Here is a 10864-nt window from a genome sequence, read left to right as displayed (position 1 = left end):
GAGCGTATGGGTTCAGGAATTTTGAGAATTACCGTATGAGAGTCTTGGCTCAATGCGGTTGGAATGGTGTAATTAACCGAGTCTAATGAATGCCCTGATCCCCCGATAATGGAGTAGAGCCCTTCGATGGCTTTGACTGAGAGTTTCATCGCTGTCCCTCCTTTGTGTTCCCCAAGAATTCATGGGACAGCATAGGGGGACTCCCTGGGGAACAAAAACCCTGGGATTCAATGAAACAACGTGGGAAGTGATGAGACAGATTTCCGTCGCAAATCCTTGTTTTCTTAGAGAAAATGGGATGCGATGAAACCAGATGAGAAGAGGGAATGGTGGCCTGGGGCGGAATCTAATTGAAGCGGTTGAAGCCAGTACCCATGCGTTTTTCCTATCGAGGGAGAACGGAGGGGTACAAGCTGGGGTACAGGTGTCAAAAAACAACAAAAGTGGCCCGTGGTTCGATTCCAATATGCCCATAACGGTGAGTGCAGTTGATGTCGCGCTCATAAACTGCTTATGTGAGATTCGTATTTAAGCGCTGCTCCAGTTCAGCGACAACGTGAAGCACTTCATCGAGGGCAGGAAATGGCCCGAAGATCATGCCGCTCATCGCTTGGTAATCTCGGGTCAGTGCGTCGTGCATGGCATCCGATGGCGATAGGGTAAAAGAACCATGTGTTGCCATGTCCAGACGCAGGTCAGTGCTGCCGAAGAATAGCCGGGCATGTTGCGCGCAGTCCTGTGCAAGGAGGCGATCTGCCATCCATACGTTTGCGTCGGGATGCTGAAGGAGCCGGTGGACATCGTAATAATGTCGGGACACGCGTTGGCCGCCTTGGCGCAATAGGCCTCTGCGATCATGCCATTGGCGCAGGCCGTGCAGAATGATGATCTTATCCCAGAAGGTGCGTTCGGGCTTAACGGTCGTCACGTTGGGTACAGCCATACTCAAGTCGGGCAGGTCGTTAGCAACGTAGGGAGACACCACGACCGTTTCATGTGGATCCAGAGCCGATTTGGCCCCCGCTTCGATCTTCACGGCGGAACGAATGTAGTCGCCAGGTGCAGCTGTCACGGCGGGGTACCAGAACAGCAAAGTCTGCTGGTCTGGGTCGTCCGGGTCCAGTTCCAAGCGGAATTGATCGGTAGCTATGGTGTTAGCTGCGATTGCGTGGATCTGCGTCGTCATGCTATCAGCAACATAGTGCTGGCATGCGGTGCGGATGCGTTCCAGGCGGATGCGCCGTTGCTTGCCGCTCAAGGCGTCCAATTCCGCAGTTTCAGCGGGTTCGCCGATGTCTTCGCGGAATACGGTGATGTCGATGTCCTCTGAGAATCTGGAAATCAGGCCGTATGATTTGGACAATGATGTGCCGCCCTTGAATAGCAGACGGGGGCCGTCTTGCGGCAGGCCATTGAACAGCGCGTCCAGAGTCCAGCATACCCAGAAGTCCTTTTCAACATTCTGGACAGCTGTGCCAAGGCGAGCAGCAGTCGTCAGGAACAGCCCGCGCCGTTCAGCGTCAGCGGCCTGAATGATGGTATGGAAATTTGGATTCATGCAAAAGTGTCAATGTGCATCCGATGGTCGGTGGTACCGGGGAGCGATGTAGAGGCTTCGGCGTCCGGTACAGCGCAGCCCGGCAGTTCGCGCACGATGGCCTGCATCCATGCTGGCAACGTGTTGAAGCCCGTCAACAAGTCCCGGCGTATCGCTTCTCCTTGTTCGGGGTCATCCAGCAGCTCGGACAGCCGCTTAACGATGCGGGGCTGGTCTGCGGGCAGGGTGTCCTTCAGCCAGTACAGTGCTTGGACCACACGCATAGCGGGCCGTCCAGCCCAATATAGGCGACTGGGCGCCGTGAGCTTAAACGTGATCGTCAGGTTGCCGAGTTGAATGGTGCGCCGGCGTGCATCGGTGTGGATGGTAACGCTGGCTGGCACGGCGTCCGTTAGGCCTAAGTCGTTGGCGGCAGTCATGCCATCGACGAGTAGGCGCAGTTGGTCGCGACGTGCGATGGCATCCACGACGGCGCGGTAGTCTGGGGCTGTTGCCTTTTTGGTCAGACTGTTTAGTTTGGGTCGGTCATACAGCCCACGGTCGATGCGGCGCAACTGGCCCGCCGTAACCAAGCGTTGAAGCGCTTTGTCCACGGCGTCTCTGCTGCCATATTGGGAAAAGTCGGCTGGGACCCACACTTGGCCAGGCAGCGCTTCATCGATTTGAGCCATGATCCGAGTCTTGAGATCGTTCATAGTGGCACCTTTGTCCGATATTTGTAGCTTTTTTTCGGACAAAATGCAAATTTGTCCGAAGTTTGTGATTCTTTTTCGGACTAAATTAGTGAGGCTGAGCCACTAATGGCGTGCTCGCCTAACTGGCAAGTGCCTTGTTTCGCTCAATAAGAGCATGGAGGCTGGCTGCGGTGATGCCACTGGAGCGTTTGCCAATCTTAATAAGTACTAACTCGCCTTCATTGACCAGTCGATAGATGGTTGATCGTGACACCCCGAGTTTCGCCTCAGCTATGTGAATCCGATACAGAAGTGCTTGGTCAGGTTGCTGCGGGGTCTGGTGTCTAGTTGATGAGTAGCCAAAGATGTTTGGCAGGGACTGTTCCTTCATTACTTCCTCCATAAAACCTTGGTAAGCACCCTGAGGGTATGGCCCAAGATGCTTGCCAAAGCAGGCGCGGTCAGCGCCTTCGTGACTGGTCCGCCAAGATGCCACGATGGGGACCAGTTGCTTGGATCATTTTCGGTAGAGCCCGCCGCTGGCCCACTATTGTGGTTCGTCGGGATGCTGAAAACTGCGGTCTTTGCCGCTGTCATCAATGGATTACGCGCCATCCACCGAGTTTGGTCTGCCTTCGGCAGTACCGGCGTCCGTTGTCACGGAACGTCATTTACTTCCCTCGGTATATGCCAGTCGCTACCGGCCCAAGAGAGCAATGATTTTTCACCTGCTTTACTCCTACCCAGGTGCTTGTCGCCCCGCATGGTGCTGGCGAAACGGGTAGCCGCGCACTCACACCGCCCGTTCTCGGGCAGGGCGCGGTATTTATCGGTGTCGTGTTGTTAAAGAGCGGGATTGCTGTAATCATTACGTATCCACTTGAGAGAGTCAATATCCAAGTAATAATAAATAGTCATCTGGGAGATTAAAATCTGCGGAAAACTGCAAAATACGCTTTGGAATGACACAAAAAGAATCGCCCTGGTTCGCTTTGGAACACAGGGCGCTTCGGGTATTTTTTTGTTTGTTTTTGTATCTTGAGCGATTGTTGACGGCTGAATCCAACAGGTTGTTGATGCTTAATCGTGGTTTTTGCTGTGTTTGGTTTGTTGGCCGATTTTCATCTTTATGTAGTCACCGATATCTTCCAGTACGGGAGCAGGCAGTTCCTCCAGCGTATACCTAGAGGTTTCCGGCCATGGCCATTCCATCTCAAACATTTCACCCTTTCCAGTAACAAGCCATTCAGCACGAACATGAAGCGCTGCTGCAATCCAAACGATGTGACGAGAAGTCTCGTTGCGACCGTTTTCAATATGGGCGATGGCGCTTTGGCTTATAGGGGGATTGAGGAGTTTGGCCAATGCTTCTTGCGATAGGCCGCGCTTCTTACGTGCGGCAAGTAAGCGTGCGCCAATGCTGTTTATAGGACTCGGGTTCATGGAGTTCTTCAATTGGTGGGTACGTAACAAGTAAGTATTTTGTAAGTATATATATACTTATAGAGCATTGCTTATCTATTGGCAATTATGGAGATCACTAATGGATAAGTAATTGTAGTGGGCCATTGTGGCATTTAATGAGACGGTGTGAGAAACAAATATTGTCAAGAATATGACTTTTCGATCATTAGATGCCAGGTGCTGACCTTTTGTTTGTAATCATAGTGGTGTGCGTAACAGTACGTCAGCGCGCTATTTGACTGCCCGGCCTTCCGCTTATTGTCTTGAGCAGAAAATTCACATATAGTTGTTAGTACCAATTATATGTGAGAGCACCATGTCGACTCAGGAGTTACTAACACGCGATGCGGAGAGCTTATATGAGGCACTCAATGATCTCGTGCGTGTTTATCAATTTCGAGATCGCGGCCATATTTGCTGCTACGACGTCTCGGTGACCCAATGCTATGCGTTGGAAATGCTGGTCAAGCAAGGTTCATTGCGGCTTCAATCACTGGCTGAAGGGATGTATCTGGATAAGAGCACAGCAAGCCGAGTCGTTAACGCCTTAGAGCGTAAGGGGTATGTCATTCGCATCGAGGATGAGGACGACCGCAGGGCGATCCGGATCCAGGCGACTGTAGCAGGGCAAGAGTTATATAAAACGATCCGCTCAGACTTGATCGCAGAGGAGCGAGCGATGATTGAAAGCCTGTCTCCAGAAGTGCGTCAGGCCTCGCTTGCGCTGTTAAGGCGGCTTACGCGGGCAGCCGAGGCGCGATATGGCGAGCGAACCCATAGTGCGCTTGAAACAGTCACAGAACTAGCATGACGAACTGCCGTCTTTTTTGACGCACGCAATCAAGTCTTTTTTTGTCTTATATGTTGTTACTACCAACTTAAATGTGAAGCCAGCATATTGATAGAAGGGCTTTGCTATCAACGTAAGGAGTGTTCATGGATAAGATCAAACATCCTATCGCCATTATTGGTGCAGGTCCTGTTGGACTTGCTGCCGCAGCGCATTTGCTAAGCAGAGGCCTTACCCCACTGATCTTGGAAGCAGGTAAGCAGGCCGGAGCCAGTATCAATGAGTGGGGGCACGTCAAGATGTTCTCTCCCTGGCGCTTTAATATCGACAAGGAGGCAGAGCGCTTATTGATAACTAGTGGTTGGACGACACCGCAACCGGATGCCTACCCAACTGGCCAAGAATTACTGGGTCAGTATATTCAGCCGTTGTCTAAGCTACCGGAAATCGAACCATACTTACACTTGAACAGTCGTGTCCTGGCAGTAAGCAGGGTAGAGCGCGACGTCATGAAAACCCAAGGCCGTAACTCGGCTCCCTTTTTATTGCGCGTTGCCGGCTCCGATGGCGAGCGTGACGTGTTGGCCAGCGCGGTGATCGACGCCTCAGGGACCTACGCAACACCTAACTGGATGGGAGCACATGGTATTCCAGCATTAGGCGAGAAAGAAAATAGTGCACACATTGCCTACGGCATTCCCGACATTTTGGGTAGTGCACGTCATCGCTATAGCGATAGGCACGTCTTGGTGGTGGGCGCTGGGCACTCTGCGTTTAACGCCCTTCAGGATTTGGTTGCGCTTGCGCGTATTGCGCCAGGCACCCGCGTGTTGTGGGCCATCCGCAGTACTTCATTAGAACGTATCTTGGGCGGAGGCAAGAACGATCAACTGGAACAGCGCGGCAAGCTCGGCTTGAAAATACGCCAGCTTTTGGACGAGGGTGCTATTGAGCTTCATCAAGGCATCAGGATCCATAAGATTACGTCCTCACCAAAGGGGATCATCGTACACAGTATGGAGCAGGCTTTGCCTCCAGTGGATGAAATTGTCGTGGCCACGGGCTTTCGACCAAACCTTGAGCTAATGGCCGAGTTACGTCTGGCGCTCGATCCGGCGACAGGCAGCCCCGTTAAGCTAGCGCCTTTGATCGATCCTAATGAACATAGTTGCGGCACTGTGCGCCCTCATGGCGTTCAAGAGTTGGCACATCCTGATGAGGGAGTGTTCATTACCGGCATGAAAAGCTATGGCAGGGCACCGACGTTTCTGATGCTGACCGGCTACGAGCAGGTGCGTTCGATAGCGGCGGCTTTGGCAGGCGATTGGGATTCTGCACGAAGATCCGAACTGGTTCTGCCCGAAACAGGCGTGTGCAGTACCCAATTTCTCGATGTGATCGAACAGCCCACGGGCTGCCGATCAACCACTGCTTGCAGCTCTGCGAGTGCACAAGAGGCATAAGGTAAAACAGTTATGGCAGAACAAGGACAGCATTTGTGCTCGAAAAGCATATCAGCCGGTACAAGAGGGCAAACTTTCGATGTGGTGATTATTGGCGGGGGTCAGTCCGCTTTGACAGTCGCGTATTTTCTACGGCGCACTTCTTTAAGCTTTGTAATACTGGATAACGGGCAAGTACCGGGTGGCGCGTGGGTCCATGGCTGGGAATCCTTGCATCTGTTCTCTCCTGCACAGTGGAGTTCCTTGCCCGGTTGGGGTATGCCGGCTGTGTCTGGCTATCCAGAGCGCGATGACGTCGTGAAATATTTAGCGCAGTATGAAAAGCGGTACGATTTCTCGATTGAACGGCCAGTCTCGGTGGCGGATGTTCTTCGAGGAGAGGACGGCTTCGTTGTGCATACAGATCGTGGCGTGTGGCATGCCCGCGCAGTCATCAGCGCGACGGGAACCTGGAGCCACCCCTTTATCCCAGCCTATCCCAATCATCGCTCTTACACCGGACTGCAAATACATTCAGCACGCTATCGCAACGCGGCGCCATTTGCCGACAAGTCGGTGCTCGTAGTAGGAGGCGGAAATTCGGGCGCTCAGATTTTGGCTGAGGTATCGCGTGTGGCTAAGACCGCATGGGTAACACAAACGGAACCGATTTTCCTTCCGGATGATGTGGATGGCCGTGTCCTGTTCGAACGGGCAACCGCCAAATGGAAAGCGCAACAAGAAGGCCGCATATTAGAAGATCCGCCTGGTGGCTTAGGTGACGTGGTCATGGTGGAGCCAGTCAAAGCTGCGCGCGATCGTGGTGCACTTAATGCTGTACGTCCATTTCGTGAGTTCACGGACAAGGGCGTGATCTGGCAAGATGGGTCGCACACTGCATTCGATGCGGTCATTTGGTGCACCGGGTTCCGGCCGGCATTGGAACACCTGAAATCGCTGGGCATTGTTGGCATTGATGGAAAAGTAGCCCTGTCCGGAACTCAGTCTGTAGACGTGCCTGGTTTATGGTTGGTGGGTTATGGCGAATGGACTGGTTTCGCTTCGGCAACACTGGTCGGCGGAATGCGCTATGCCAAAGCTACGGCACTTGAAGTGGCCCAGGCGTTGGAAACCCAAGCGCTTGTACAGCCTTAGAACGAACGTGATCATGTCCAATACTGATGTAGAGATGCAGGGCTCGGCTATGCGGTCGGGCTCAACACAGAGTCCGTACGCACTGATCGCAGCGCTGGGGATCGGTCAAATCTGTGCGTGGGGGTCGTTGTACTACAGCTTTCCCTTGATTGCTGAGGCGATGATGGCCGAGCTGGGTTGGTCCAAGACGGACGTGTATGGTGCCGCAACGATAGGTCTAATATTGGCGGGGTTTCTCGCCTATCCCGTAGGTGTGGCCGTCGATAAGGGGCACGGCCGGGCGCTTATGGGTGGTGCATCACTCATGGCGGGAATACTGTTGGCCCTTTGGTCGCAGGTCGATAACTTGATCGGCTTTTACCTGCTTGTTGCTGGCCTCGGTGCCTTACAGGCAGCGGCGTTATATGAGCCAGCATTTGCAGTGATGGCTCGACGAGTTGGGCCGGGCAGGGCTCGAGCAGGTATTACCGCCATAACACTGTGGGGTGGGTTTGCCAGCACTGTATTTATACCCCTTGTACAGTTCTTGTTGAACCATTGGGGTTGGCGTGATGCGTTGCTGGTGCTTGCGGTTATCAATGGGCTGGTTTGCGCGGTGGCGTATTTCGGTTTTATCCGACCTGAAAAAGATGCCATCCATTTTAGCCATGCGGATATTGGACATGTCCTTACAACGGATAAGCAGGAAGTCAGGGCAGCGTTTCAAAAGCCGGTTTTCTGGTTACTCATGTTGGCGCTCACTGCTTACGCAGGTGCATTCACCGCTTTTACCTTTCATATGTACCCATTACTGCTTGAGGGTGGTTTGACTACCAGCAATGTGGTCTGGGCTATCGCCACCATAGGGCCTGCCCAGGTGGGAGGCCGAATCCTGATCAGCATCTTTGGCTCCGGCACATCCATGCGACGTATCGGAGTCTTTGTTGTTGCGGTATTCCCTTTGGTGTTTATTGTTTTGGCGATCCAGCCTTCAAGCATGTGGGTGATCGTCGCCGTATGTATTGCCTATGGCGCGAGTAATGGTATTTTCACTATCGTACGAGGATTGGTGGTGCCCGAAATGTTAAGCCGTCGAGCTTATGGTGCGATTAATGGGTTATTGACCTTTCCTAGCACGCTTGCCAGAGCTCTTGCGCCAGTCGCTGCCGCGTTGCTCTGGTCAACCACAATGTCGTATGACGTTGTCGTTTGGGCTATTGTCGCCTGCGCCGTAGTGCTTGCCTTTAGTTTTTGGTTGGCGGCTTGGACTAGCCGTCAAGCCAACGAGCTAGCCATGCAGCCAACAGAGGTAGCTATAACGCGCCCAAGCGCACGGCAAGCGCCGCCAGGGTAACAAGCAATACAGGCAAAGTCAGCACGATACCTACTTTGAAGTAATAGCCCCACGTAATGGTCATGCCCTTGCGTGCCAGGACGTGCAGCCACAGCAGTGTGGCCAGGCTGCCTATGGGGGTGATTTTGGGGCCCAAGTCGCTACCGATGACATTGGCATAGATCATGGCTTCTTTGACTACGCCCGTGGCCTGGCTGGCGTCGATAGATAGCGCCCCGACCAAAACGGTTGGCATGTTGTTCATGATGGACGAGAGCAGGGCAGTCAGCACCCCGGTACCCAAGGCAGCCGCCCACACCCCATGGCCCGCCAGGTAGTCGAGCAAGCTGGCGATCATCTCCGTCAACCCTGCATTGCGCAAGCCATAAACGACCAAGTACATGCCAAGGGAGAATATGACGATAGCCCAAGGCGCTTCGCGCACGACTTTGAGAGTGCTGATTTTATGCCCGCGTCCCGCGACGAGAAGCAGCGCCAGCGCTCCGAGAGCTGCAATGGCGCTGACCGGGATGCCAAAACCCTCAAGCGTAAAAAAGCTGACCAATAGCAGCCCCAGCACCACCCAGCCGGCGCGAAAGGTCGCCAGATCGCGAATCGCCGTTTTAGGCTCCTTGAGCTGGCTATCGTCGTAGCGCGCCGGAATACTGCGGCGAAAATACAGCAACAGAACCAGCAAGGTGGCAGCAACGGAAACAAAGTTGACCGGAACCATCACCGCGGCATATCGGGCAAAGCTGATATCGAAGAAGTCCGCCGAAACAATATTTACCAAATTGGATACGATGAGCGGCAGACTGGCCGTGTCGGCAATAAAGCCCGCCGCCATGACAAAAGCCAGCGTGGCCGCAGGGCTGAACCCCAGCGCCAACAGCATGGCCATGACGATGGGCGTCAGAATCAAGGCCGCACCGTCATTGGCAAAGAAGGCGGATACCACGGCCCCCAACAAGACAATCAATGCGAATAATCGCCGGCCATGACCGCCTCCCCACCTGGCCACATGCAGCGCCGTCCATTCAAAAAAACCTGCTTCGTCCAGGAGCAAGCTGATAATGATGATCGCCACAAAGGTGGCGGTCGCGTTCCAGACAATTTGCCAGACCACGGGTATGTCGCTGAAGCTGACAACACCGAAAATCAGCGCAAGTGCCGCGCCGATCAAAGCGCTCCAGCCTATGTTCAAGCCGCGCGGCTGCCAGATGACCAGGACGATGGTGACAATAAAAATCAATAGCGCTGCAAGCACGTGGAGTCTCTCTTTACGACAAACGGGAAGGCGCCCCAGGGCAGGGGCGTTGGAGAATGAAAGCGTTGGTTAAAAATACGCGGGCGAGTGTTGCACTAAGGAAGCAGTTCGCCAATGCGATCCAGTTCGATTTTCAGGTGAGCCGAATCATTTTTCAGGTCAGAGAGCGGCAATGCCAAGAATGCTTCAATGCGGGCGCGCAAAATACGGTACGCAGTATCGAATGCCTTGTCGATTTCCTCGTCGGTGCCCGTAGCATGGGCGGGGTCCTCAACGCCCCAATGGGTGCGAGTGACGGGCCCCAGGTACGCCGGGCAGATCTCACCCGCTGCACTGGCACAAACGGTGACGACGACATCAGGCGTATGCGGCAGGTTATCCCATGATTTGCTGAAGTAGCCATCAGTTGAAATACCTTCGCGTGCAAGCAGCGTTAACGAGCGGGGATGCACTTGGCCTGTAGGATGACTGCCGGCGCTCATGGCGCTCCAGTCAGTAGGGGCAAGGTGATTGAAAGTGGCTTCAGCCAGGATGGAGCGGCACGAATTGCCCGTGCACAGGAAGAGGACGTTCATATATGCGGTACACAAAAGAGGGGAAGGGGTTCGTGAGAAGAGGTTCGGCTCCGCGGTATGCGCTTGAGCTGAACCGGCGCGAGCACATATCGCTTATTAGGGAGTGGTGGCGCTCGTTTGCGTCGCTTCACTACCCAGTGCATCGAGCTCATGTTTGATGGCCACACGGTCTAGCGTGGTTAATGGCAAACTATTGAAAATCTTGATCCGATTGGCGATCTGGCGAAAGATCTTGTCGAAGTACGTCCGTTTTGCTTCTGCGGTTCCTTCAAAAGCTGACGGATCTTCAAAGCCCCAATGCGCGGTGATCGGTTGGCCAGGCCACAAAGGGCATTCTTCTCCGGCAGCACTATCGCAAAGGGTAATGACAAAATCCAATTGCGGCGCCGTGGACTTTGCGAACTCGTCCCAGCTTTTGCTGCGTAAGCCTTCAACGGGTAGTCGAGCGGATTGAAGGACTTCGATAGTAAGGGGGTTTACCTGAGGGCCGGGCCGGCTGCCCGCGCTGTACGCCCGAAAACGATCACGACCGAAATTATTAAGTAGTACTTCGGCCATAATGCTGCGTGCCGAATTGCCTGTGCAAAGAAACAGTGTGTTATAGACTTTATCCGACATGGTGCAGAG

General features: G+C 53.7%; 11 protein-coding genes. 4 read left to right on the top strand and 7 right to left on the bottom strand.

Features of this window, described 5'->3' with window-relative positions; all coding sequences use genetic code 11:
- Window positions 1-511 precede the first annotated feature (511 nt).
- From ERD78_RS05815 to ERD78_RS05800, 4 genes are all read right to left on the bottom strand, one after another.
- The gene (locus ERD78_RS05815; protein WP_129968257.1) at window positions 512-1558 is read right to left on the bottom strand and encodes a nucleotidyl transferase AbiEii/AbiGii toxin family protein; all 1047 of its coding nucleotides are present in this window, start codon (window positions 1556-1558) and stop codon (window positions 512-514) included.
- The gene (locus tag ERD78_RS05810) at window positions 1555-2253 is read right to left on the bottom strand and encodes a DUF6088 family protein (protein WP_129968256.1); all 699 of its coding nucleotides are present in this window, start codon (window positions 2251-2253) and stop codon (window positions 1555-1557) included. Before ERD78_RS05810 ends, ERD78_RS05815 begins: the two co-directional genes overlap by 4 nt.
- Window positions 2254-2371: 118 nt before the next feature.
- On the bottom strand, window positions 2372-2623 hold the full coding sequence (locus ERD78_RS05805; RefSeq protein WP_129968255.1) for a helix-turn-helix transcriptional regulator: 252 nt from the start codon (window positions 2621-2623) through the stop codon (window positions 2372-2374).
- A 689-nt stretch (window positions 2624-3312) separates the two neighbouring features.
- Window positions 3313-3675 carry a helix-turn-helix domain-containing protein gene (locus ERD78_RS05800; RefSeq protein ID WP_113933183.1) on the bottom strand — a complete coding sequence of 121 codons (363 nt, stop codon included), beginning with the start codon at window positions 3673-3675 and terminating at the stop codon, window positions 3313-3315.
- Between the two features lie 337 nt (window positions 3676-4012).
- On the opposite strand from ERD78_RS05800, the gene ERD78_RS05795 reads away from it, so the two are divergent.
- The 4 genes from ERD78_RS05795 to ERD78_RS05780 all read left to right on the top strand — a co-directional run bounded on the left by ERD78_RS05795 (window position 4013) and on the right by ERD78_RS05780 (window position 8416).
- Window positions 4013-4507: a MarR family winged helix-turn-helix transcriptional regulator gene (locus ERD78_RS05795; protein WP_129968254.1), complete on the top strand. Its 495-nt coding sequence runs from the start codon at window positions 4013-4015 to the stop codon at window positions 4505-4507.
- A 125-nt stretch (window positions 4508-4632) separates the two neighbouring features.
- Window positions 4633-5949, top strand: coding sequence for an NAD(P)-binding domain-containing protein (locus ERD78_RS05790; RefSeq protein ID WP_129968253.1), 1317 nt, complete (start codon window positions 4633-4635; stop codon window positions 5947-5949).
- Between the two features lie 12 nt (window positions 5950-5961).
- A complete protein-coding gene (locus tag ERD78_RS05785) occupies window positions 5962-7083 on the top strand; it encodes an ArsO family NAD(P)H-dependent flavin-containing monooxygenase (RefSeq protein ID WP_129968252.1) in 1122 nt (373 codons plus the stop codon).
- A gap of 13 nt (window positions 7084-7096) precedes the next feature.
- Window positions 7097-8416: an MFS transporter gene (locus ERD78_RS05780; protein WP_245152338.1), complete on the top strand. Its 1320-nt coding sequence runs from the start codon at window positions 7097-7099 to the stop codon at window positions 8414-8416.
- On the opposite strand, the gene ERD78_RS05775 is transcribed toward ERD78_RS05780, so the two are convergent.
- The 3 genes from ERD78_RS05775 to ERD78_RS05765 form a co-directional block, all read right to left on the bottom strand.
- Window positions 8376-9662 carry an arsenic transporter gene (locus ERD78_RS05775; RefSeq protein WP_129968251.1) on the bottom strand — a complete coding sequence of 429 codons (1287 nt, stop codon included), beginning with the start codon at window positions 9660-9662 and terminating at the stop codon, window positions 8376-8378. The two genes, ERD78_RS05780 and ERD78_RS05775, sit on opposite strands and share 41 nt — an antisense overlap.
- Window positions 9663-9757: 95 nt before the next feature.
- Window positions 9758-10237, bottom strand: a complete 480-nt coding sequence (locus ERD78_RS05770; RefSeq protein ID WP_129968250.1) for an arsenate reductase ArsC — start codon at window positions 10235-10237, stop codon at window positions 9758-9760.
- 96 nt (window positions 10238-10333) lie between these two features.
- Complete coding sequence (locus ERD78_RS05765) at window positions 10334-10855, bottom strand: arsenate reductase ArsC (RefSeq protein WP_129968249.1); 522 nt, start codon at window positions 10853-10855, stop codon at window positions 10334-10336.
- Window positions 10856-10864: the final 9 nt, after the last annotated feature.

This window comes from Allopusillimonas soli (assembly GCF_004153445.1).
Taxonomy (GTDB): Bacteria; Pseudomonadota; Gammaproteobacteria; order Burkholderiales; family Burkholderiaceae_B; genus Allopusillimonas; species Allopusillimonas soli.
The sequence above is the reverse complement of the archived record's forward strand: the minus strand, read 5'-3'. Positions and strand labels throughout refer to the sequence as shown.

What these genes read in the sequence shown, in the direction of transcription:
- ERD78_RS05815 (WP_129968257.1), bottom strand. Translation starts at nt 1,558, where the DNA reads ATGAATCCAAATTTCCATACCATCATTCAGGCCGCTGACGCTGAACGG.
- ERD78_RS05795 (WP_129968254.1), top strand. Translation starts at nt 4,013, where the DNA reads ATGTCGACTCAGGAGTTACTAACACGCGATGCGGAGAGCTTATATGAG.
- ERD78_RS05800 (WP_113933183.1), bottom strand. Translation starts at nt 3,675, where the DNA reads ATGAACCCGAGTCCTATAAACAGCATTGGCGCACGCTTACTTGCCGCA.
- ERD78_RS05805 (WP_129968255.1), bottom strand. Translation starts at nt 2,623, where the DNA reads ATGAAGGAACAGTCCCTGCCAAACATCTTTGGCTACTCATCAACTAGA.
- ERD78_RS05780 (WP_245152338.1), top strand. Translation starts at nt 7,097, where the DNA reads ATGTCCAATACTGATGTAGAGATGCAGGGCTCGGCTATGCGGTCGGGC.
- ERD78_RS05765 (WP_129968249.1), bottom strand. Translation starts at nt 10,855, where the DNA reads ATGTCGGATAAAGTCTATAACACACTGTTTCTTTGCACAGGCAATTCG.
- ERD78_RS05785 (WP_129968252.1), top strand. Translation starts at nt 5,962, where the DNA reads ATGGCAGAACAAGGACAGCATTTGTGCTCGAAAAGCATATCAGCCGGT.
- ERD78_RS05790 (WP_129968253.1), top strand. Translation starts at nt 4,633, where the DNA reads ATGGATAAGATCAAACATCCTATCGCCATTATTGGTGCAGGTCCTGTT.
- ERD78_RS05770 (WP_129968250.1), bottom strand. Translation starts at nt 10,237, where the DNA reads ATGAACGTCCTCTTCCTGTGCACGGGCAATTCGTGCCGCTCCATCCTG.
- ERD78_RS05810 (WP_129968256.1), bottom strand. Translation starts at nt 2,253, where the DNA reads ATGAACGATCTCAAGACTCGGATCATGGCTCAAATCGATGAAGCGCTG.